Source organism: Streptomonospora nanhaiensis (assembly GCF_026642255.1).
Classification (GTDB): domain Bacteria; phylum Actinomycetota; class Actinomycetes; order Streptosporangiales; family Streptosporangiaceae; genus Nocardiopsis; species Nocardiopsis tropica.
The window spans coordinates 4793280-4814623 of sequence record NZ_CP113264.1; the positions used below are offsets into that span (position 1 = coordinate 4793280).

Sequence of the window (21344 nt, forward strand, 5' to 3'; positions counted from 1 at the left end):
CACTGGTGGGACGGGTGGGATGGCTGGGGTGCGGGTCGCCGGTCACGGGATGCCGTCCGGGTGCTCCTCCAGCCACCGGGAGCCGTCCTCCGGCGTGGTGTAGAGGTCGATGGGGGCGTTGGTGACGAACTCGCCGCCCTCCTCGCCCGCGATGATGTCCTCGACCGTCTGCCCGGCCATGCGGCCCACCGCGATGCCGGAGATGTCGACGTTGGCCTTGAGAACCGTGTGGTCGGCCAGGGCGCGGGCGGCGTCGGTGGACATGTCGCTGCCGAAGACGACGACGTCGCCGTCGCGGCCCCTGCTGTTCACGGCGCGGACCGCGCCCATGGTGGCTCCGCCGGCCTCGCCGTAGAAGGCGTCGAGGTCGGGGTGGGCGGTGAGGACGCGCTCGCCCACGTCGACGGCCTCGTCGATGGTGGCGCCCTGCTGGTTGGCGACGATCTCGGCGTCCGGGAGGCGGTCGAAGAGCGCCTCCTCGAAGCCCTCGCGCCGCTGGACGCACACCTCGACGAACTCGCAGTTGAGGACGGCGATCTTGGGGTCGTCGACCTTCTCGGCCTCGAAGTGCTCCGCGGCGGCCTCGCCCAGCAGGCGGCCGAACTCGTGCGGGTCACCGAGGATGTAGGAGGTGACGTACTCGCGGGCGGCCTCGTCCTCGATGCAGGTGTTGTAGCAGACGACGGGGATGCCGCTCTCGTGGGCCAGCCGCAGGGCGGGGATGGAGGCGGTGGCCGAGACCGGGGACAGGACGAGCACGTCGACGCCCGCGGAGGCGGTCACGTCCACGAAGGTGCTCTCCTCGGAGGCGTCGCCGCGGGCGTTGAGCTCGAGGAGCTGGAGTTCGCGCCCGGACTCCTCGGCGTGGTCCTGCATGCCCTGGCGGACCCCGGCGTAGTAGCCCTGGGCGTCCATGTAGACGACGCCGATGCGGCCGTCCTCGCCGAGTCTTCCTCCGGCGCACCCTGCGAGCGTCACCGCGCACACGGCTACCGCCAGTGCGGCGAGCGCGCGCCCGCGGAAGCGCCGCGGTCGTCTCTCCATGGGGGACCTCCCTGATATGTCAGCGCCCGCTCTCACCTGCGCGGACACCTCTGTGGCTCGCTGAGAGCATGCCACCGTGACGCAGGTAACGTCAAGAATAAATACTAATTAATTATTTTTTCCAGAAGTGGAGGCGACCAGAAGGCGACGACAGCGTGACCCCGGGTGACGACGAGGAGCGCACTCGGGCCGGGAGGACACGCGGGCGGAGTGCCGCCGGGGCCGGGAATCCGGGCGCAGGGGCCGCGTGCGGGGCGTCGGAGGGCGCGGCCTCGCCGGGGAGGACGGGCCGGGCGGAAGGCGCCGGAAACGCGACCGGTCCCGCCGACGAGTCGGCGGGACCGGTCGTGCGGACGCTCCCCCGTCAGGCCTGGGAGGTCGTGCCGCCGAAGAGGACGGCGGGGATGACGTCGGTCAGGACCCCCATGCCGGCGTGGTCTTCAGCGGCAGCCGCAGCAGGGGCGATCGCGGTCCCCACCAGTGCGGCGGACAGGGCCAGGGTTGCCAGGACACGACTCATGGGACTCCTCCTGCTGAAACAACAATGGTCACTCAGAGTAACAAGTCACGCCCCTGGAGTTGCGCAGGTGCGCCGCGACGAGGCTCGGAGGCGTGCCGCTCGACAGCCGCCGACACCCCGCCCTCGCGCCCACCGGCGTGTTCGCGCCCGCCGCCGGGAAGACCTGGAGGCGGGCGGGGGTCGACCGCCGGAAGGGGACAGGCATCGGGTCCGGCCCTGCTGGGTAGCGTGGGACCGGCGGTGCGCCGGACCGCACCCACCGGAGCCCGACCCGGGGGCGCTCCCGCGATCGCCGCGGCGGTACCGGTGGTCCCGCCGACGGCCGTGTCGGCACTGCCGTGGCGGCACCGGATCCGAGGAGGGGGGCGATCGTCGCGCACACGCCGGAAGGGCGCCGGGCACGGCCGGAGGGCCGGTGGCCGCGGGCCCCGACGGCCCGGCCACACCGGAGGGCACCGACGCCCGTTTCAAGGTCATTCACGTAGAGTTACCGAGCAACTACTTGGCGATGGCACGCCACCACACGCACGGGGGACGAGACGAGATGACACACGACTTTCCCGACGACCGCGGCAGCGACCCCGGGTCCTTCGACGAGTTCCTGGCCCGGTTCCTCGGGGCCCGGGGCCCGGTCCGCCGCGTGGACCTGTCCAAGCTGATGAGCGCCGAGGCCCAGGAGGTGGCCGACGCCGCGGTGCGCCGCGCCCTGGAGGCCGGCGGCGCCGACGTGGACACGGTCCACCTGCTGTGGTCCCTGCTGCGCCACCAGCCCACGCGCGAGCTGATGGGCCGCACCGACGCCAACACCGACCAGCTCACCGCGGTGATCGACCAGGCGGTGGCGCAGGCGCCCCGGACGGTGCGCGGGTCGGCCAGGCTCACCCCGTCCGCCAAGAGGGCCCTGCTGGACGCGCTCCAGATCGCACGGGCCACCGGCAGTTCCAGCATCACGCCCGAGCACCTGCTGTTCGCCCTGGCGGTCAACCCCGACAGCCCGGTGAGCCAGCTCATGCGCGACTCCGGGATCACGCCGCCCGCACTGCAGAAGGCCGCGGGCCCCGTGCCCGCCGCCGACCGGGGCGAGGAAGAGCCCTCGGCCACGCCCACCCTGGACGAGTACGGCACCGACATGACGGCGCTGGCCCGCGAGGGGCGCCTGGACCCGGTCGTGGGCCGCGACGACGAGGTCGAGCAGTGCATCGAGGTGCTCGCCCGGCGCCGCAAGAACAACCCGGTGCTCATCGGCGACCCCGGCGTGGGCAAGACCGCGATCGCCGAGGGCATCGCCCAGCGCATCTTCGACGACGACGTCCCCGAGACCCTGCGCGGACGCCGCCTGGTCCAGCTCGACCTGGCCGGGATCGTGGCGGGCACGCGCTACCGGGGCGACTTCGAGGAGCGCCTGACCGCGATCGTGGACGAGATCCGCGCGCAGTCCGAGGGCCTGCTCATCTTCATCGACGAGATCCACACGATCGTGGGCGCCGGGGCGGCCGAGGGGTCGATGAACGCCGGGAACATGCTCAAGCCCGCGCTCGCCCGCGGCGAGCTGCACGTCATCGGCGCGACCACGGTGGACGAGTACCGCAAGAACATCGAGAAGGACGCCGCGCTCGAACGCCGCTTCCAGCCGATCCAGGTGCCCGAGCCGTCGGTGGAGGACACCGTCGAGATCCTGCGCGGCCTGCGCGACCGCTACGAGGCCCACCACCAGGTGCGGTTCAGCGACGAGAGCCTGGTCGCGGCGGCCGAGCTGTCGGACCGCTACGTCACCGACCGGTTCCTGCCCGACAAGGCCATCGACCTGGTCGACCAGGCGGGCGCCCGGGTGCGGCTGCGGCTGAAGACCTCCAGCTCCTCCCTGCGGGACCTGGAGAAGAGGCTCAAGGAGCTGGAGGAGCAGAAGGACAGGGCGGTCCAGGAGGAGGACTACGAGCGGGCGTCGGCGGTGCGCGACGAGATCTCCGCCGCCCGGAGCTCGATCCACCAGGCCCGCGGCACCGGCTCCGCGGTGCCGGAGGTGACCGGCGACGACATCGCCGACGTGGTCTCCCGCAGCACCGGCATCCCGGTCTCCCAGCTCACCCAGGAGGAGCGGGACCGGCTGGTCAACCTGGAGGAGGTGCTGCACACGCGGGTGATCGGCCAGAACGAGGCGGTCACGGCGGTCTCCGAGGCGATCCGCCGCGCCAGGGCCGGGCTGGGCGACCCCGACCGGCCGGTGGGCAGCTTCCTGTTCCTGGGGCCGACCGGCGTGGGCAAGACGGAGCTGGCCCGGGCGCTGGCCGAGGCCCTGTTCGGGTCCGAGGACGCCATGGTGCGCATCGACATGAGCGAGTTCCAGGAGCGGCACACCACCAGCCGCCTGACCGGCGCGCCTCCCGGGTTCGTCGGCTACGAGGAGGCGGGCCAGCTCACCGAGGCGGTGCGCCGCAACCCCTACTCCGTGCTCCTGCTGGACGAGATCGAGAAGGCGCACCCGGACGTGTTCAACCTGCTGCTGCAGCTGTTGGACGACGGACGGCTGACCGACGGCCAGGGACGGACGGTGGACTTCCGCAACACGGTGGTCGTCATGACCAGCAACCTGGGGTCGGAGGCGATCACCGGCGGCGGCCCGATGGGTTTCACCGCCGACGGCCAGATGGACCCCGACACCGAGCAGCGGGTGATGCGGCGGCTGCGCGAGGAGTTCCGGCCCGAGTTCGTCAACCGGATCGACGAGGTCATCGTCTTCAAGCAGCTCGGGAACGAGGAGCTGGCCCAGATCACCCGGCTCATGCTGGAGAGCCTCGAACAGCGGCTCAGGGCCAAGGACATCACGGTGCGGTTCACCGACGAGGCGGTCGCGTGGCTGGCCGAGCAGGGGTACCAGCCCGCGTACGGCGCCCGGCCGCTGGCGCGCACGATCCAGCGCACCGTCGGCAACCGCCTCTCGCGCATGGTGCTGGACGGGCAGGTCGTCCCGGGCGACCGGGTGATCGTGGACGCGGGCGACGACGGGGACCTGCGGATCTCCACCGCGCCCGCCTTCTGAGGCGGGCCGGGACGGCCGGAGGGGCGCGCCGCGGTCGCGGCGCGCCCCCGCGTGCCCGGAGCCCCCGACGGGAAGCGGCGCACCCTTCTCCCGGTGCGCCCCCTCACCGCCCGGGGCGGTCCCCGCCGCGTTCGGCGGCCTCCCCGGCAGGGGGCCGCCGCGCGGCGGGGGTCAGGCGGCGCCGCTCTCCCGGATCCGGTCGCGGATCCATTCCCCCGCGGGCTTGAGGGAGTCGGTGCCGGTCCAGGGCCCTCCGGCGGCGCAGGTGCCGGTCTCGAAGACCGCGCCGGAGCGGAAGTCGTCGGAGAAGTTCCAGTTCACCCAGCTGATCTGCTCCTCCTCCATGAGGTCGAGGTAGGCCTGGGCCGACGCGAAGTCGTTGGGGCCGTCGCCCGTGGCCTGCTGGGTGCCGAACTCGGTGACGAACAGCGGGAGCTCCTGGGCGGCGGCCCGGAACGCCTCCCGGTAGGAGCCGTGGGTGGCGGCGTAGAAGTGGAAGACGTACATGATGTTGTCGGCGTCGACCGGGTCGGCGGTGATCTCGGTGTGGTCCGAGCCCTCGGACATGCCCAGGGAGGACCAGGCGCGGGTGCCGACGAGCACGACGGCCTCGGGGTCCTCGGCGCGGATGACCGGGATGATCTCCTCGGCGTAGCCCTTGATCGCGTCCCAGGAGACCCCGTTGGGCTCGTTGGCGATCTCGTACAGGACGTTGTCCTTGTCGGCGTGCACCGAGGCGATCTCGGAGAAGAAGGTGCGGGCGCGCCCGGTGTTGTGGTTGGGGTCGCCGGGGGTGAGCATGTGCCAGTCGACGATGACGTACATGCCGCGGGCGGTGGCCTCCTCGATCAGCTCGTGGACCCGGTCGGTGAACCCGCGCGGGTCGGTCTCGTAGCCGTCCTCCTGGATGTACATGGACACGCGCAGCACGTCGGCGTTCCAGTCGTGGGCGAGCGCGTCCAGCGATCCGTCGGTGAGGCAGTCGCTGTACCACTGGAGTCCGTGCGAGCTCATCCCGGTGAGCTGGACGGGGTCGCCGTTGCTGTCGCAGAGCTTGACGCCGCAGACGGTGAGCTGCCCGTGGGTGTCCGCGGGGCCTGCGGCGGACTCGGGGCCGGAGGGCGCCCGGGTCTGCCCGGTCGAGGCCAGGGCCGCCCCCGTGGGGCCGTTCGCCCCCGCGAGGACGAGGAGCGCCACGGCGAGCAGGAGCGCTCCCACGAGCGCGGCGCCGGCGGGGGTCCGGCGTGTGCGGGCGGGGGACGGGGGGTGGTGCGCCACGGGCTTCCTCCAGCGGGGTGGCGGCCCGGCGCGGTCCGGGGGAGGACGTCGCACCGAACCGGAAGGAGTCTTTTCTTTTCTCGCAACCTAGACTTCGGTCACGGAGCGGTCAAGCCCCCTTACGCGACGAATACGCACCCTTCCCGTGCGCCCCACCGCCCGGGCCCGCCGCGCTCCCCGCGACCGGCCGCGGCGGCGGACCGCGAACAGCGCGGAGCCCGCGGGCGCGCCGGGAGCGGCGCGTCCGCGGGCTCGGCAACCGGGCCCCGGCCCCTCCCGGGACCGGCCCGTCCTCAGGCGGGTTCGGGCTCGGGTTCCGGGCCGGGCGGCTCGGGCGTGGGCGCGGGCCCCGGGGGCTCCGGCAGCGGATCCGGCGGGGACGGGGGGTCCGGCATCGGGGTCGGGGGGAACGGGTCCGGCGGCATCGGCGGCATCGGGTCCGGGTAGCGCGCGGCAGGGGCCGGAGTGCCGTCACGGGTGCGTGCGTTCATGTCTCCTCCTCACTGGTCGTCCTTGCGGGCCCGGCGCGCGGGCGGGCCGCCCGCGCGCCGGGCCGGCTCAGCCCCCGGCCCTGAGCCGGGGCAGGATCTCCTTCCGGTAGAACTCGAAGAAGCCCTCCTGGTCGTCGCCGACCTGGCAGACGTACACCTCGTCCACCCCGGACTCCAGGTACGGCCTGATCGCGGCGAGGTGCGCCTCGGGGTCGGGCCCGCAGGTCACCTGCTCCGCCGCCATCTGCTCCGTGACCAGCCCCTCGGTGAGCTGCCGGAAGTGGCGGGGCAGGGGGAGGATCTGGGCCGCCTCCCCCTGCAGGGCCTCGTTGGGCCACCGCTCGTGGACCACGCGCCGGGCCCGGGCCTCGTCGCGGTCCCAGCAGACCTTGAGCCCGCCCTGGACGGGTTTGCCCGCACCCCCCTCGGAGCGGAACCTCTCGACGGTCTCCGGGCTGGGGGCGACCTGGATCAGGCCGTCCGCCTCCCGCGCGGCCAGCGCGGTCGCCTTGGGGCCGAACGCGGACATGTAGACCTTCGGCGGCTCCTCGGGCAGCGTGTACAGGCGCGCGGTGTCCACGTCGTAGTACTCGCCCCGGTGGGTGACGAGCTTGCCCGTCCAGAGCTTGCGCATCACCTCGACGGCCTCCTCCAGCATGGCGATGCGCTGGGCGGCGGGCGGCCAGGGCAGTCCGAGGATGTGCTCGTTGAGCGCCTCCCCCGTGCCGACCCCCAGCGTGAACCCGCCCCTGACCAGGGCCGCCGAGGTGGCGGCGGCGTGCGCCACCACCGCCGGGTGCATGCGCGTGGTCGGGCAGGTCACCGCCGTGGTGACCGGCAGCGACGTGGCCTGGCCGATCGCGCCGACGACCGACCACACGAACGGGCTCTCCCCCTGGGAGTCCAGCCACGGGTGGAAGTGGTCGGAGATCCACAGTGCGTCGAACCCGGCCTCCTCGGCCCCCTGCGCCTGGCGGACCAGGCTCGCGGGACCGTGTTCCTCGCTGGCGAGAAAGTATCCGAAACGCGTCACGTCGCCATCCCCCGATCGCCGTCGCGGCGGGCCGGGCCCGAGCGCCGTCTGCGGCGCGGGCCCGCACCCGGCCGCCTACTCCCGTTTCTGGTTGAGTCTCCTGGTCGCGCGCTCGTTGAGCGCGGTGGGCGCCTTGAGCGCCTGGTTGACGAGGCCGTGGTCGGCCTCCCTGCCGGGCCGCTCCTCGACATGCTCGGGCGGGGCGGGCAGGAGCCGCGCCATGATCCCCGTGGCCCGCTGGACGAGGGCCGGGGAGAGCCCGCGGGCGACGATGACCGCGCGGGCCAGCGGGGTGAGCACGAGGTGGCTGCGGCCCCGGGCGGTCGCCTCGGCGATCCGGGCGGCCGCGCGCTCGCCGCTCACCGAGACCAGCGGAAGGCCCGCGCCCAGGGAGAACCACGAGTACTCGCGCTCGGGGTCGCCGGTGAACACCGCGGCCTTGTGGGACCCGGTGCGCATGAGCCCGGGCACCACCGTGGTGACCTTCACGCCCCGGCCCGCCACCTCGGCGCCCAGCCCCTCGGAGAGGGCGACCTCGGCGAACTTGGCGCACGAGTAGGGCAGCAGGTGCGGGACGCTGAGGTGGCCCCCGATCGAGGTGATGGTGACGAGGCGTCCCCCGGTCCTCTCCAGCGGGCCGAGCGCGGCACGGGAGATGTGCAGGGGCGCCCAGAACATCGTCTCCATGGCGTCGCGGAAGTGGTCCTCGGTCAGCACCGACTGCGGCCCGACCTGGATGATGCCCGCGTTGTTGACGACGATGTCGAGGCGGCCGAAGCGCGCCGCCGCCTCCTCGACCATCCTCTCGGCCTGCCCGGCGTCGCGGACGTCGCACCGGACGCCGTGCGCCGTGACCCCCCTGCGCACCAGGTCGGCGACGGCGCGGTCGAGCTCGTCGCGGTCGCGCGCGCACACGACGACGGACGCGCCGCGGGAGCCGAACTCCCGGGCCATCTGGAGGCCGAGTCCGCGGGACCCGCCGGTGACCAGCACGACGCGTCCGGTCAGGAGCGTGGTGCGGTTCCGGCTCACGGCGGCGGCGGTCAGGCCGACCGCGGCCCCGGCCACCGCCCACGGCACAACCCCCCGGCGGCGGCGCGGCCGGGGCTCGTGCCCGCTCCGGAGCCGGGACACCGCCCACCGGGTTCCGGCCAGGGCCAGGACGGGCTTCCAGCGGATCACCGGGCCCTCCCCCCGGGGTCGCCGGTCTCCGTGGGTGTACGTGGCACCACCGTCATGTCACTCCCCGTGTTCGCTGTACGCCGGTCGGGGGATGTGGGTATACGGCTACCCGCCGCCCGTCGGACGAAAACCGCAGGTGGGAACCCATGGGAAAAACCGGGCTCCCGCCTTGCGGGCGCGGGTGCCGGCCCGGGGGCGCCCCCGCGTCCCCCGGACCCGGGCCTCTCGCGACCGCCTACTGGTTGCCGGGCTGGTAGTCGCCCTTGGGCTTGGCGGGCTGGGCGGGCACGCCGTGCGGCGGCGGGCTCGCCTGGGGCGCGACCGTGTCCGTGTTCACGGGAGACCCCCCGGCGGCCGGCCCCGGCCGCTCCGGCTGGAACTGCTGCGACCCCCCGGACGGCTCGGCGCCCTCCTCCAGGCCGTGGAACCGGTTCTTGAGGATCTCCAGTACGCCGGTCCGGTCGGCGTGGGCCTCCTCGTAGGCGATGAGCCGTCGCATCTGCTCCGTGTCCAGCGATCGGACCCTGTGCTGGAGCGTGGCGATCGGCAGTCCCTCGTAGCCCTCGATCGGGGGTGTGTCCTCGTTCACCGCGTTCACTCCCCTTCTGCTCGACGATGGGGTGTAGGGGTTCGGCTACCCGGGTCGGGGCGCGTGAAACCGGCGGGAGGGCCGCGGAAAGGCGCCGGAGAACGGGGACGGGCGGGCCCCCGACCTGGGGAAGCGGCGACCGGGGCGGGACGGGGCGCCCCCTCGTGGAGGGGCCCTTACGGGCCGCGGCGCACGCCGCGGCCCGGCCGGTCAGCGCAGCACGAACTCCCCCCGCGGACCGCGCAGGACCGCCTCCAAGAGCGGCGCGGGACCGGTCGCGACCTCCAGGTCCGCGCCCAGGGCCCGCAGTGCCGGCTCCAGCGAGCCGGGGTCGGGGTGCTCCGCGCGCAGGGAGACCAGTTCGAGGGCGGGCAGGTCGCCCAGACCGGGCTGCGGGGTCCGCCCCCAGTCGATGAGGAACGGCACCGGCGCGGGATAGGCCGGCAGTTCGCGTCTGGCGAGCAGCCAGTGCAGGACCGTCCCCCCGGGGGTGGCGCGCGACCACGGCTCGATCCCGCCGGGGTCGTGCCCGACCGCACGGGCCCGCTCCACCGCCTCCGCCAGGTCGCCGTCCACGCGCACCGCGAACGCGGCGATGCGGGGCCCTTCCAGGTCGGCGATGCCGAACACGCGGACCGGGCCGGGGTCGTCGCGCTCGGGGTCGGGGCCGATGACCTCCAGGTAGTGCGGCGCGCGTGCCCCGTCCACGGTCAGGGCGACGAGCGAGTTCGCCGTCCCGACCGGGTGGGAGCCGCCGCGCGCGGGGGCCACGCCGGTGCGCGCCTCGAACGCGGCCACGCCCCCGGCCAGGTCGGGCACGGTGTACACGAGGTGGTCGAGCGTGGGTGGAAAGCTCATCGGCTGGTCCTTCGTCGTCGTCGGCCGGGCGTTCCGGCTCCCCCAGGACACCACGGCCCGCAGGAGCGGGACGCGGGCGGCCCGGGGATCACCGGGGTCGGCACGTTCCCGTGCCCGCCGGGGCCGGCCTCGGGCGGGGCGCCGTTCGCGCGGTCCCCGGCCCCCGCACCCCGGCATACGACCCGCCGCTCCTTCAGGGGCGCGCCCGGGGCAGGAGGAGGGCGAGCCCTCCGCCCGCCAGTGGCAGTACCGCCACGACGGCGAGTGCGGCCGACGGGCCGATCCGCGCGGCGAGCGCCCCGACCAGCGCGGTCCCCGCCCCGCCCACGACGAAGAACGCCAGGTTGAGCAGGCCCAGGCCGGTCCCCCGTTCCGCCTCCGGAAGCCTCTGCGCCATGAGGCCGGTGACCACGACCTGCACGACCGAGAACGCGGCGAACCCCAGGGACGCTCCTGCCACCGAGAGCGCTGCCCCGCCACCCGTCCACCCGGCCAGTACCAGCACCGCGCCGAAGGCGACCGCCGCGCCCGCGGCCAGGGGCCTGCCCCGGTGCCCCGTGGCGGCCCGTCCGGCAAGCCGCGACAGTACCGCGCCGGCCACACCCCCCGGCAGCAGCCAGGCGCCCACGGTGAGGACGTCCCACCCGTGGCCCTCCACGAGGACCTGGGGCACCGCGTACATCGCCGCGAACAGGCCGGCGTAGACGCCTCCGCCCGCGGCCGCCGCCACCAGGAAGTTCCGGTCCGTGACCAGCCGCCGGGGCACGAACCCGTCCGGCACGCGCCGCACCCGCAGGACGACGGCGACACTCGCGGCCGCGCCCAGGCCCGCGGTCGCGGCGACGGTCGAGGACGACAGCGCGAGCACCGACGCCTGGAGGAGCACGAGGAGGGCCGAGGCCGCCACCGCGAGGAATCCGGCCCCGAGCGGATCGGCGGACCGTCCGGAGCCCGGCCGGTCGGCCAGGCGCAGGCACAGCGGGGCGGCGAGCAACGACAGCGCGGGCAGTACGAGGGTGATCCGCCAGGACAGGAGGTCGGTGAGCACGCCCGCGGCGAGGGTGGCGCAGGCCGAGAACACCGCCATCACCCCGCCGAACGCCGCGAGGACCGTCGCGCGGTGCTCCGCCCGCACGCCCGCGACGAGCCCGAGCGCCGCAGCGGACACGGCCCCCGATCCGGCGGCCAGGACGAACCTGCCCGCGACGAGCACGCCGAGGCCCGGGGCTGCCAGGCACAGGGCGGTCCCCGTGGCGAGGAGCACGCTACCGGCGGCCAGGACGGCGCGTGTCCCGGCGATGTCGGACAGGCGGCCGAACAGGGCGGTGCCCAGTCCGAGCGCGAGGGCGTGCGCGGTGAGCACCCACGCCGTGGAGGAGGGGGCCGTCCCCAGGTCGGCGCCCACGGCGGGCAGCGCGACGCCCGCGGCGGTGACGCCGAAGACGGCCGGCCCGAACAGGGCGCCGAGCCGGAGCCCGGACGAGCGCGCCCCGGGTGCGGCGCGGGTGGGCAGGTCGGTGGTCATGTGCGGCTCCTGGGTTTGGGAAGGGTGGGGAAGGCGGGCAAGGGGGCGGTCACGCACAGCTCCTGCGAAAGCCGCGTCCGGGCAGGGCCGACGGGGGCGGCGGCCGTGCGCGCAGGCTTCGCGGCGCTCACGCCCGGCTTCCCGTGCAAGGCCCGGTAGAGCACGGCTCCCGGGCCTGTCGCGGCGCTCACACGCGACTTCCCGGGGAGGCGGGCAGGAAGTGGTCGGCCGGGAACAGCCCGGCGGGGTCGTGCCGGGCCTTGACCTCGGCGAGCGCCGACCTGGTCCCCGGGGTGAACGCCTCGTGTGCGAGCGCCGCACCTGCGGGGCCGCCGAGAAAGTTGAGGAACCTGAGTCCGGTCCCCCACGGCGCCATGCGCTCCAGCAGGCGCTCTCCCGCCGGCCGCCCCGCTGCCGCGCCCGTCGACGGGGTGAGCGCGAGCAGGCTGAAGGCCGCGCCCCGGTGGTCGAGGGCGCGGGGGTGCTCCGGCTCCCGGTCCAGCGCGCCGCCGAGGTGGCGCACCTCCGCCATGGCCACCCCCTCCTCCCCGGAGTCCGGCCCGACGGCCCCCAACAGGGCGTCCACCGCGCTTTCGTCGAACGAGCGCAACATGAGCGAGCCCTCGTCGTAGGGCAGGGGCCGTACGGGGTCCTCGTGGACGGAGGCGATCGCGGTGGCGGGGATCGGCCCTACCGTGTCCCGGAGAGGCGGAGCCGCCTTCCGCAGCGGTCGTAGCAGGGCCTCGCCGGACTCCGGTGTCCCCGTGTGGGCGACACGCACGTGGACGGTGAGCCTGCCGCGCAGCGGGTCCGGCACCCCCTCCACGTCGGGGAGCCGCAGCAGCGCCACCGAGGAGTTCGTCTCCTGGGGGACTCCCGCCACCCATTCCCTCCAGGCGTGCAGTACCCGGGCGGCCCGGTCGCCCGGGAAGTACAGGCCCCCGCCGTAGAGCGAGGCGAGCGGGACCAGTCCGACGTCCATCGAGGTCACCACCCCGAAACCGCTCCTGGCGCCGCGCAGCGCCCAGAACAGGTCGGCGTTCTCGTCGGGCCCGACGTGGAGGGAGCGGCCGTCGGCGGTGACCAGCCCGACGCCGCGGACGCGGTCGGCGGCCCACCCGAAGGTGCGGCCCAGAACCGGCAGCCCGCCGCCGAGCGTGTAACCGACGGCCCCCACGAGCGGCGAGGAGCCGTTCAGGGGTGCGAGCCCGAAACGCGCGGCCCGGTCGATCACCTGCTGCCAGCGCACCCCGGCGCCGACGCTCGCGGTCCGCGTGCGCGGGTCGACGTGCACGCGGTCCATCCTGCGGGTGGAGAGGAGCAGCCCGCCGTCCGCCGGGCGGCCCCCGCCGTGCCCGGTGGCGCGCACACCGACCGTGAGGGAGTGGTCGGCGGCGAAGGCAACCGCCGCCCGTACGTCGGCGGGGCCGGTCGCCCCGACGGCCAGTGCGGGGCGCAGTTCGGCGGCCAGGTTGAACCCGGCCCGTTCCAGTTCGTGGTCCCCCTGCCCGGGCAGGCTCACCGGTCCGCGCACGCGGCGTCCGAGGTCGGCTGCTGCGGCGGTGAGGGTCGTGTTCGTCATGGTCAGATCCCACCGGTTCCGGGGCCGACGAACCAGGCGTGTTCCGCACCTACAGTTATCACCGATCGTGATGAATACGGGGCGGGGTGGGCGGATGGAACTACGGCAGCTGGCCTACTTCGCCACGGTGGCCGACGAGGGCGGGTTCGCCCGCGCCGCCGAGGCGCTCCACGTCGGCCAGCCCGCGGTGAGCCAGCAGGTGCGCAGGCTCGAACGCGAACTCGGCCTCAGGCTGTTCGACCGCTCGACCCGCCATGTCCGCCTGACACCGGCGGGCGCGCGGCTGCTGGACGAGGCCCGCGCGGTCCTCGCCGCGGCCGAACGGACCCGTCGGGTCGCCTCCGACCTCGCGGCGACCGCGGCGGCGGCCGGGTCGCTGCGCCTGGGCACCGGACCGGCGCCGGACGAGCGCCTCTACCCGGTGCTCGCGGCGCTGGCCGCCCGCGCGCCGGAGCTGAGGGTCGCGATCGCGAAGGCCGGTCTCGCGGAGCGGCTCCAGGGGGTGCGTTCGGGCGGCCTGGACGCGGCGCTCGTGCGCGACCTCGAACGCGAGCCGGGGCTCGTCCTGCTTCCGGCGTGGTCCGACCCGCTGGTCGTCGCGCTGCCGTCCCGACACCCGCTGGCCGACGCGGACGCGCTCTCGCTGAAGCACCTGGGCGACCTGCCGGTGCGGTTGGCCGACCGGCGGCGCAATCCGCCGTTCCGCCGCCTCGTGGAGCGCGCGTTCCACGCTGCGGGGATCGACCCGCCCGAGGGCCCGCCGTTCACACGGCTCCAGGAGACCCTCCCCGACATGGCGCACGCGCCGCCGTCGTGGACGCTGTTCTACCGTGTGGGGGAACCGCCGCCCCTGCCGGGCATCGTCTACCGGCCCCTGGCCGAGGTCCGATCCCGGGTCCGGCTCGCCGTGCCCCCGGGCCCCCCGTCGGCCGCGGTACGCCACCTGCTGGGGGTGCTTCCGGAGGATCCGGGCTGAGTGCCTGACCAGGTGGCGTCCGGCGCTCCTGGCGGCACGGGGATGACCGGGGTCGGCACGGTTCCGTGCCCGCCGGGGCCGGCCTCGGGCGGGGCGCCGTTCGCGCGCTCCCCGTCCGCGTCCCCGCACGCCGAAGATCGGCCCCGCCTCCGGGGAGGGGGGCCGACCGTCATCGGGACGGCCCGGCCGGGAAGCCTGCGCTCCGGTACGGGTGCGCGCCCGGTATCACCTGGCGCCGCTGCGGACGCCGGACACCCCGGCGCCCTTGGGACCGGCGGTGTAGGTCACCTTCTCGTAGGAGACCCTGCCGTCGTCGGTGACCACACTGCGGACCACGGTGATACTGGCCCCCTTCGGCCCGGCGAAGGAGTCCTGGCTGTGGAATCGGGCGTCGGCCGAGGCCACCGCGGGTGCGCCCAGGGCGATGCCCAGGGCGAGGGCGGTCGTGACCAGGGCGCGGGACGGACGAAGCATCGTTCCTGCCAATCGTGTTCTGAGACGGAAAAAGGCTCCGGCGCGGCGCTCTCTCGTCGCCGCGCCGGAGTTCACCCGGGTCCGGCCGCGGGCCCGAGGGCCCGCGGCCGGGGCGCCTTAACCGGCAGCGCTGACCACGCCGCCCTCGGAGGCTCCGTGGGGGCCGGCCTCGTTCCACTTCTTGATGTAGAAGCTGCCGCCCTTGCCGCCCTTGCCGTCCTCGTGGTCGCTCCCGTGGCCGCTCGTGGCCCCGGCGATGACGCCCGCCTGGGAGGCCCCGTGGGGGCCCGCCTCGCTCATGCCGGCAGCGAAGAAGCTGTCCGCCATGGCCGCCGCCGGGGCGCCGAAGGCGAGGGCGGGGGCCACGATGGCGGCGAAGGCGAGGCGGGTCACGGTCTTGCGGTTCATACGAGTTCCCTCTCGTTGTGGCCTGGCGCTCCGACATGTCGGCGGAGCGTCGCAGGAGCCGGATGCGAGGGCCGGATTCGGTGAACGGCCCCCGCGGAATAGATGTCCACGACGCCCGACTGGTAACCGTATGCACTCACAAAATCACTCAAAGTAGTCTTGGGGGTGTTTTGGCGTCTCTTGGCCCGCGCGGACGCGCTGCGCGCTTGCCTCGGACCCGCTCGCGGACACCCGTCCGCCGGCGTTCGAGCCGCACCGGCGTCACCACGGCCCCGGGCCGGCCCTCCCGGACGGCGCCGGACCCGCCACGCGGGGGGCGCTCGCGCTCGGGTCCGCGTCCGCGCTGTAGCCTCCGCACGCCGGACGAGCGGCGTCCGGCCACGAGAACGGGGAATGACCCATGACCTACGTCGCCGCCCCCACGCGGTACGACTCCATGCCCTACCGGCGGGTGGGGCGCAGCGGTCTGCGCCTGCCCGCCCTCTCCCTGGGCCTGTGGCACAACTTCGGACACGACCGCGACCTCGCACGGCAGAAGGAGATCGTGCTGCGGGCGTTCGACCTGGGCGTGACCCACTTCGACCTCGCCAACAACTACGGACCGCCGCCGGGGGCCGCCGAGGAGAACTTCGGCAGGATCCTCGCCGGGGACCTGGGCCGGTACCGGGACGAGATCGTCGTCTCCACCAAGGCCGGGTACCTGATGTGGCCCGGCCCGTACGGCGAGTGGGGCTCGCGCAAGTCCGTGCTGGCCAGTCTGGACCAGAGCCTGGGACGCATGGGCCTGGACCACGTGGACGTGTTCTACTCCCACCGCCCCGACCCGGACACGCCCCTGGAGGAGACCATGGGCGCGCTCGACACGGCGGTGCGCCGGGGCAAGGCCCTGTACGCGGGGGTGTCCAACTACTCCCCCGAGCAGACCCGCGAGGCCGCCGCGATCCTGCGGGACCTGGGCACGCCGATGCTGATCCACCAGCCGTCGTACTCGATGTTCAACCGGTGGGTGGAGGACGGCCTGCTCGACGTGCTGGACGAGGTGGGCGCCGGTTCGATCGCCTACTCCCCGCTCGCCCAGGGCCTGCTGACCGACCGGTACCTGAACGGCGTCCCGGAGGGCTCGCGCGCCGCCGGGAGCAGTCCGTTCCTGAACGCCGAGGGCGTCACCGGGGACGTCCTGGAGCGGGTGCGCGCCCTCGACGCGATCGCCGGGCGGCGGGGCCAGACGCTGGCGCAGACGGCGCTGGCGTGGGTGCTGCGCGGCGAGCGGGTGACCTCGGCGGTGATCGGCGCGAGCAGTATCGGGCAGCTGGAGGACAACGTGGCCGCGGTCGGGAACCTGGACTTCGACGCCTCCGAGCTGGCCGAGATCGACCGGTACGCACCCGCCGGCTGACGAGCACCTCGTCACATTTCGGGTTTGTAACGGTTCACGCGGGTAGGCGCACCACCAGCATCATTTCCCCGAGGAGAAAAGGTGGTGCGCCCCATGAAGAACATCTTCGTCGTCGGACTGGACGAGCGGAACCACGAGATCCTGCGCCGGACCCCCACCGGACGCGACTGCCGTTTCCACCAGCTGCTGAGCCTGGACGAGCTCCAGACCGGCGAGGTCGACATCGACCAGCTGATCGACAAGGCCGAGAAGGTCCTCGACGACTTCCCCGACACCGTCGACGCCATCTGCGGCTACTGGGACTTCCCCGTGACGCTGCTCGTGCCGATCCTGTGCGAGCGCCGCGGCCTCCCCTCCGCGAGCCTGGAGTCGGTGGTCAAGTGCGAGCACAAGTACTGGAGCCGCCTGGAGCAGCGCAAGGTCATCGACGAGTACCCGCCCTTCGCCCTCGTCGAGCTGAACGGCGACCCCACGGTGCCGGACCCGCCCGGCTACCCCATGTGGCTCAAGCCCGTGAAGTCGGCCTCCTCCGAGCTCGCCTTCCACGTGCTCGACGACAAGGACTTCGAGGGGGCCGTCTCCGAACTGCGCGAGGGCATCGACCGCATCGGGCGCCCCTTCGAGCAGATCCTCTCCCGGGTCGACCTGCCCCCGGAGATCTCCGAGGTGGGCGGACGCACCTGTCTGGCCGAAGGCGCCCTGCACGGCGTGCAGGCCGCCGTCGAGGGCTTCGTGTACCGGGGCGACGTGGTCGTCTACGCGTCCCTCGACTCGGTCGACTACCCCGGCAGCCCCGCCTTCCTGCGCCACCAGTACCCCTCGGGGCTCCCCGAGGAGGTCCGTGAGCGCATGGCCGACGTCTCCGAGCGGGTCATCCGCCAGGTCGGGCTGGACAACTCCACGTTCAGCGTCGAGTTCTTCTACGACCCCGTCGAGGACGGCCTCAACCTCCTGGAGGTCAACCCCCGGCACTCCCAGTCCCACGCCGAGCTGTTCGAGCTGGTGGACGGGATCGCCAACCACGAGCGCATGCTGCTGCTGAGCCTGGGCAGGGACCCCCGGATGACCGCCGAGGCCCGGGGCGAGTTCGCCGTGGCGGCGGAGTGGTACCACCGGCGCTTCGGGGACGACGGCGTCCCGGTGCGTGTGCCCACCGACGAGGAGGTGGCCGAGCTGGAGCGCTCCCTGCCGGGCGTGAGCGTGAAGGTGGTGCCCGAGCCCGGCGAGCCGCTCTCGCAGATGCGGTCCCAGGACAGCTACAGTTTCGAGCTCGCCAAGATCACCATCGGCGCCGCGGACGAGACCGAGATGCGCGCCAAGTACGAGCGCTGCGTCGAGGCGCTGAGATTCGAGTTCGTGGAAGAGGACGAGGACGTGAAGCCCGAGCAGGGCGCCGAGCGCTGAGGAGGACCGTACATGCACGTGGTGAGTTCCCTGCCGCACGCGGTCCGCTCCGACGAGCACTTCTGGATCCCCATGTCGGACGGGGTCCGGCTGGCAGCGAGGATGTGGCGCCCCACCTCCTCCGACGCGACCCCGGTGCCGGCGGTCCTGGAGTACATCCCCTACCGCAGGCGCGACCTGACGGCCGTGCGCGACTCCCAGCACCACCCCTACATCGCGGGGCACGGCTACGCCTGCGTCCGCGTCGACCTGAGGGGCACGGGCGACTCCGAGGGGGTGCTCGTCGACGAGTACCTCGAACGCGAGCAGCAGGACGCGGAGGAGGTCCTGGCCTGGCTGGCCGACCAGCCCTGGTGCGACGGCAGCACGAGCATGCTGGGGCTGTCCTGGGGCGGGTTCGCCGCCCTCCAGGTCGCGGCCCGGCAGCCGCCGAGCCTGGGCACGATCGTGATCAGCTCCTTCACCGACGACCGGTACGGCGACGACTTCCACTACATGGGCGGGTGCCTGCTCTCGGACAACCTGGCGGAGGCCGGGACCATGTTCGCGTTCGGCACCTGCCCGCCCGACCCCGCCGTCGTGGGGGAGAGCTGGCGCGACATGTGGCGCGAGCGCCTGGAGGCCACCGAGCCGTGGGTCCTGGAGTGGCTGCGGCACCAGCGCCGCGACGACTACTGGCGGCACGCCTCGGTGTGCGACGACTACACGGACGTGCGCTGCCCGGTCCTCGCCTCCAGCGGGTGGGCCGACGGCTACTCCAACGCCGTCCTGCGCGTCCTGGAGAACCTGGACGTGCCCAGCCGCGGCCTGATCGGCCCCTGGTCGCACCGCTACCCGCACATGGGCGTGCCCGGCCCCGCCATCGGCTACCTCCAGGAGGTCGTGCGCTGGCTGGACCACTGGCTCAAGGGCGAGGAGAACGGCGTCGACGAGGGCCCCTCCCTGTGGGCGTGGATGCAGGACAGCGTCCCGCCCTCCACCTCCTACCAGGAGCGCCCCGGCCGGTGGGTGCGCGAGGACGCGTGGCCCTCCCCCGGCATCGAGCGGACCGGGCTGCCGCTGGCCAGGTACCGCATCGGCGCCCCCGGGGAGAAGGTCAGCGCCGAGTCCCTGACCCTGCGGTCGCCGCTGACCACCGGGCAGTTCGCCGGCAAGTGGGCCTCGTACAACGCCCCGCCTGACCTGCCCTACGACCAGCGCGAGGAGGACGGCGGCTCCCTGGTCTTCGACAGCGACGTCCTCACCGAGGACGTCGAGATCCTCGGTGAGGCAGAGGTCGAACTCGAGCTCTCCGTCACCGAGCCGGTGGCCATGGTCGCCGCCCGCCTGTGCGACGTGGCGCCCGACGGCAGCGCCACCCGGGTGACCTTCGGCCTGCTCAACCTCACCCACCGGGACGGGCACGAGACGCCGCGGGCGATGGAGCCGGGCGAGCGCTGCCGGGTGAAGGTCACCCTCAACGGTGTCGCCCAGGTCTTCCCGGCGGGCCACCGCATACGGCTGTCGCTGTCCACGTCGTACTGGCCCCTGGCCTGGCCCCCGCCGCGCCCGGTGCTGATGACCGTCCACCCCGAGGGGAGCACGCTGCACCTGCCGGTGCGGCCCGTGCCCGAGGACGAGGAACTGCACCCGCAGCCCTTCGGCGAGCCCGAGGGGACACCGCAGATCGAGACCGCGCGGCGGGAGACCCCGGACCACCGCTGGACCGTCCAGCGGGACATGGTCGACACCCGCTCGTCCCTGGAGATCGTCAAGGACGGCGGGATCCTCCACTTCGAGGACATCGACCTGGACGTCGGACGGCGGGCCTACGAGCTGTACGAGTCGGTGGCGGACGACTTCACGTCCGCCCGGGGCCGGTCCACGTGGACGATGCGGTTCGCCCGCGGGGACTGGAGCACCCGTACCGAGACCCATACCTCCCTCGAGTGCACCGAGACGGAGTTCCGGGTATACGCGACCCTGGACGCGTTCGAGGGGGACGAGCGGATCTTCTCCAGGCAGTGGAGCGAGAGCGTGCCCAGGGACCACATCTGACGAGGACCGACATCCGCGACACGGGAGGGGAGGAGGACCATGGCCTCCACCGGGGGACGCGCCGAGGCGCACACCGCAGGCAGGGACGGGAAGGGGCCGGACGGCTCGAAGGGGCGCGGAGCCTCCGGGGACACGGAGCCGGGCGCGACCGGAACGCCGCAGGCACTCGCGGGAGAGGCGAAGGGCGCCGTCGAAGCGGAGCTGGGCGGTCCCGACGCCGCCGAGACCGCGCGCTTCCTGTCGAAGGTGCTGCTCCCCACCCTGGCGCGGGGCGTGCTCGTACGGCGCCCCCTGATGGAGAGCCTGGTCAGCGCACTGGAGGCGGACCGGGGGATCGTCTCCACCCTGCGGGACCTGCGCGAGAGGCACGGCGACGGACCGCTGCCGCTGCGCCTGGCCGGCAGGGACGCCGCCCTGGTGCTGGCCGCCGACGACGTGAGGACGCTGCTGGAGGGCACCCCGGACCCGTTCTCGTCCGGCGGGCGCGAGAAGCGCGGCGCGCTCTCGCACTTCGAGCCGCACGCGGTACTGGTCTCCGAGCCCGAGGAGCGGCCACACCGGCGGGCCTCCAACGAGCAGGCCCTGGCCACCGGCCGCGTACTCCACCCCGACGGGGACGTGATCGCGGCCCAGGCCGACGAGGAGGCGCGGGCCCTGCTGGCCGCCCTGGGGGACGGCGGAGTCCTCGACTGGAACCGGTACTCCGCGTCCTTCGACGCGCTGGCCCGGCGGGTGGTGTTCGGCGCCTCCGCGGCGGGGGACGTCCGGACCACCGAACTGCTGCGCAGGCTGCGGGCCCGGGGCAACTGGTCGTACGCGGCGCCGGTGCAGCGGACCGTGAGGGCGGAGTTCCTCGACCGGGTGGGCCGCGCCGTCGACCGGGCCGAGCCCGGCAGCCTCGCTGCGGGCCTGTCCCGGAAGGCCGGGTCCCACCCGGAGGACCAGGCGGCCCACTGGCTGTTCGCGTTCGACGCCGCGGCGATCGCCGCGTTCCGCTCCCTGGCGCTCCTGACGTCGTACAGCCCGGGGGCGCACGCGGCCCGGGAGGAGATCCAGGAGACCGAGGGGCTGGACCTGCCGCTGCTGCGCGCGACGGTGCTGGAGTCCGTACGGCTGTGGCCGACGACGCTGGCGGTGCTGCGGGAGAGCAACCGCGAGACCGTGTGGCGGGACCGCGTGTTCCCCGCCGGGACGGCGTTCGTGGTCATGAGCGCCTACTTCCACCGCGACCCGTCCCGCCTGCCGTACGCCGACGAGTTCGCACCGGAGGTGTGGATCGACGGCCGGGCCGAGGAGGACCCGGGGATCCTGCCCTTCAGCTACGGCCCGGCCGGGTGCGCGGGGCGCGAGGTGGTGCCGCTGACCCTGTCGCTGTTCCTGCGCTCCCTGGTGCGGGACCGCGACCTCACCCGTGTCGACGCGCGCGGCCCGCTGCCCGCGTCGGGCCTCCCCGCCTCGCTGAACCACTTCGCCCTGCGCTTCACCCTGCCCGGGCGCGGCGCCTGAGCCG

At 74.1% G+C, this 21344-nt stretch carries 18 protein-coding genes; 6 read left to right on the forward strand and 12 right to left on the reverse strand.

Annotation, left to right across the window (positions count from 1 at the left end; all coding sequences use genetic code 11):
- Positions 1 to 42 precede the first annotated feature (42 nt).
- Together OUQ99_RS20910 and OUQ99_RS20915 are read right to left on the reverse strand one after the other, a co-directional pair.
- Entirely contained in the window at positions 43 to 1044 is a 1002-nt protein-coding gene (locus tag OUQ99_RS20910; RefSeq protein ID WP_267945484.1) for a substrate-binding domain-containing protein, read from the reverse strand.
- Positions 1045 to 1408: 364 nt separating this feature from the next.
- The gene (locus tag OUQ99_RS20915; protein WP_267945485.1) at positions 1409 to 1564 is read right to left on the reverse strand and encodes a hypothetical protein; all 156 of its coding nucleotides are present in this window, start codon (positions 1562 to 1564) and stop codon (positions 1409 to 1411) included.
- Positions 1565 to 2108: 544 nt separating this feature from the next.
- On the opposite strand from OUQ99_RS20915, the gene OUQ99_RS20920 reads away from it, so the two are divergent.
- Entirely contained in the window at positions 2109 to 4601 is a 2493-nt protein-coding gene (locus OUQ99_RS20920; protein ID WP_267945486.1) for an ATP-dependent Clp protease ATP-binding subunit, read from the forward strand.
- Between the two features lie 171 nt (positions 4602 to 4772).
- Here the strand turns inward: OUQ99_RS20920 and OUQ99_RS20925 are convergent, their stop codons facing one another.
- The 8 genes from OUQ99_RS20925 to OUQ99_RS20960 form a co-directional block, all read right to left on the reverse strand.
- Positions 4773 to 5879, reverse strand: coding sequence for a glycoside hydrolase family 5 protein (locus OUQ99_RS20925; protein WP_267945487.1), 1107 nt, complete (start codon positions 5877 to 5879; stop codon positions 4773 to 4775).
- 293 nt (positions 5880 to 6172) lie between these two features.
- Positions 6173 to 6370: a hypothetical protein gene (locus tag OUQ99_RS20930; protein ID WP_267945488.1), complete on the reverse strand. Its 198-nt coding sequence runs from the start codon at positions 6368 to 6370 to the stop codon at positions 6173 to 6175.
- Positions 6371 to 6437: 67 nt separating this feature from the next.
- Positions 6438 to 7403: a TIGR03557 family F420-dependent LLM class oxidoreductase gene (locus OUQ99_RS20935; RefSeq protein WP_267945489.1), complete on the reverse strand. Its 966-nt coding sequence runs from the start codon at positions 7401 to 7403 to the stop codon at positions 6438 to 6440.
- A 75-nt stretch (positions 7404 to 7478) separates the two neighbouring features.
- The gene (locus tag OUQ99_RS20940) at positions 7479 to 8585 is read right to left on the reverse strand and encodes an SDR family NAD(P)-dependent oxidoreductase (RefSeq protein ID WP_267945490.1); all 1107 of its coding nucleotides are present in this window, start codon (positions 8583 to 8585) and stop codon (positions 7479 to 7481) included.
- 235 nt (positions 8586 to 8820) lie between these two features.
- Complete coding sequence (locus OUQ99_RS20945; RefSeq protein WP_267945491.1) at positions 8821 to 9174, reverse strand: hypothetical protein; 354 nt, start codon at positions 9172 to 9174, stop codon at positions 8821 to 8823.
- A 210-nt stretch (positions 9175 to 9384) separates the two neighbouring features.
- Complete coding sequence (locus tag OUQ99_RS20950; RefSeq protein ID WP_267945492.1) at positions 9385 to 10032, reverse strand: VOC family protein; 648 nt, start codon at positions 10030 to 10032, stop codon at positions 9385 to 9387.
- Positions 10033 to 10225: 193 nt separating this feature from the next.
- Positions 10226 to 11557: an MFS transporter gene (locus tag OUQ99_RS20955; protein ID WP_267945493.1), complete on the reverse strand. Its 1332-nt coding sequence runs from the start codon at positions 11555 to 11557 to the stop codon at positions 10226 to 10228.
- Positions 11558 to 11744: 187 nt separating this feature from the next.
- Entirely contained in the window at positions 11745 to 13139 is a 1395-nt protein-coding gene (locus OUQ99_RS20960; protein ID WP_267945494.1) for an FAD-binding oxidoreductase, read from the reverse strand.
- Positions 13140 to 13233: 94 nt separating this feature from the next.
- Here OUQ99_RS20960 and OUQ99_RS20965 point away from each other — a divergent pair, with 94 nt between their 5' ends.
- Positions 13234 to 14115: a LysR family transcriptional regulator gene (locus OUQ99_RS20965; protein WP_267945495.1), complete on the forward strand. Its 882-nt coding sequence runs from the start codon at positions 13234 to 13236 to the stop codon at positions 14113 to 14115.
- Between the two features lie 225 nt (positions 14116 to 14340).
- On the opposite strand, the gene OUQ99_RS20970 is transcribed toward OUQ99_RS20965, so the two are convergent.
- Together OUQ99_RS20970 and OUQ99_RS20975 are read right to left on the reverse strand one after the other, a co-directional pair.
- Positions 14341 to 14589: a hypothetical protein gene (locus tag OUQ99_RS20970; RefSeq protein WP_267945496.1), complete on the reverse strand. Its 249-nt coding sequence runs from the start codon at positions 14587 to 14589 to the stop codon at positions 14341 to 14343.
- Positions 14590 to 14706: 117 nt separating this feature from the next.
- The gene (locus OUQ99_RS20975) at positions 14707 to 14997 is read right to left on the reverse strand and encodes a hypothetical protein (RefSeq protein WP_267945497.1); all 291 of its coding nucleotides are present in this window, start codon (positions 14995 to 14997) and stop codon (positions 14707 to 14709) included.
- Positions 14998 to 15397: 400 nt separating this feature from the next.
- On the opposite strand from OUQ99_RS20975, the gene mgrA reads away from it, so the two are divergent.
- From mgrA to OUQ99_RS20995, 4 genes are all read left to right on the forward strand, one after another.
- Entirely contained in the window at positions 15398 to 16393 is a 996-nt protein-coding gene (mgrA, locus tag OUQ99_RS20980; protein WP_267945498.1) for an L-glyceraldehyde 3-phosphate reductase, read from the forward strand.
- Between the two features lie 93 nt (positions 16394 to 16486).
- Positions 16487 to 17797 (forward strand): ATP-grasp domain-containing protein, encoded by a 1311-nt coding sequence (locus OUQ99_RS20985; RefSeq protein WP_267945499.1) that lies wholly within the window; start codon positions 16487 to 16489, stop codon positions 17795 to 17797.
- A 12-nt stretch (positions 17798 to 17809) separates the two neighbouring features.
- A complete protein-coding gene (locus OUQ99_RS20990) occupies positions 17810 to 19834 on the forward strand; it encodes a CocE/NonD family hydrolase (protein WP_267945500.1) in 2025 nt (674 codons plus the stop codon).
- Between the two features lie 39 nt (positions 19835 to 19873).
- On the forward strand, positions 19874 to 21340 hold the full coding sequence (locus tag OUQ99_RS20995) for a cytochrome P450 (protein ID WP_267945501.1): 1467 nt from the start codon (positions 19874 to 19876) through the stop codon (positions 21338 to 21340).
- Positions 21341 to 21344 lie beyond the last annotated feature (4 nt).

Excerpts from the sequence above, each read along its gene's own strand:
- OUQ99_RS20950 (WP_267945492.1), bottom strand. The coding sequence starts at position 10,032 with ATGAGCTTTCCACCCACGCTCGACCACCTCGTGTACACCGTGCCCGAC.
- mgrA (WP_267945498.1), top strand. The coding sequence starts at position 15,398 with ATGACCTACGTCGCCGCCCCCACGCGGTACGACTCCATGCCCTACCGG.
- OUQ99_RS20990 (WP_267945500.1), top strand. The coding sequence starts at position 17,810 with ATGCACGTGGTGAGTTCCCTGCCGCACGCGGTCCGCTCCGACGAGCAC.
- OUQ99_RS20965 (WP_267945495.1), top strand. The coding sequence starts at position 13,234 with ATGGAACTACGGCAGCTGGCCTACTTCGCCACGGTGGCCGACGAGGGC.
- OUQ99_RS20915 (WP_267945485.1), bottom strand. The coding sequence starts at position 1,564 with ATGAGTCGTGTCCTGGCAACCCTGGCCCTGTCCGCCGCACTGGTGGGG.
- OUQ99_RS20955 (WP_267945493.1), bottom strand. The coding sequence starts at position 11,557 with ATGACCACCGACCTGCCCACCCGCGCCGCACCCGGGGCGCGCTCGTCC.
- OUQ99_RS20910 (WP_267945484.1), bottom strand. The coding sequence starts at position 1,044 with ATGGAGAGACGACCGCGGCGCTTCCGCGGGCGCGCGCTCGCCGCACTG.
- OUQ99_RS20930 (WP_267945488.1), bottom strand. The coding sequence starts at position 6,370 with ATGAACGCACGCACCCGTGACGGCACTCCGGCCCCTGCCGCGCGCTAC.
- OUQ99_RS20985 (WP_267945499.1), top strand. The coding sequence starts at position 16,487 with ATGAAGAACATCTTCGTCGTCGGACTGGACGAGCGGAACCACGAGATC.
- OUQ99_RS20970 (WP_267945496.1), bottom strand. The coding sequence starts at position 14,589 with ATGCTTCGTCCGTCCCGCGCCCTGGTCACGACCGCCCTCGCCCTGGGC.
- OUQ99_RS20920 (WP_267945486.1), top strand. The coding sequence starts at position 2,109 with ATGACACACGACTTTCCCGACGACCGCGGCAGCGACCCCGGGTCCTTC.
- OUQ99_RS20960 (WP_267945494.1), bottom strand. The coding sequence starts at position 13,139 with ATGACGAACACGACCCTCACCGCCGCAGCAGCCGACCTCGGACGCCGC.
- OUQ99_RS20995 (WP_267945501.1), top strand. The coding sequence starts at position 19,874 with ATGGCCTCCACCGGGGGACGCGCCGAGGCGCACACCGCAGGCAGGGAC.
- OUQ99_RS20975 (WP_267945497.1), bottom strand. The coding sequence starts at position 14,997 with ATGAACCGCAAGACCGTGACCCGCCTCGCCTTCGCCGCCATCGTGGCC.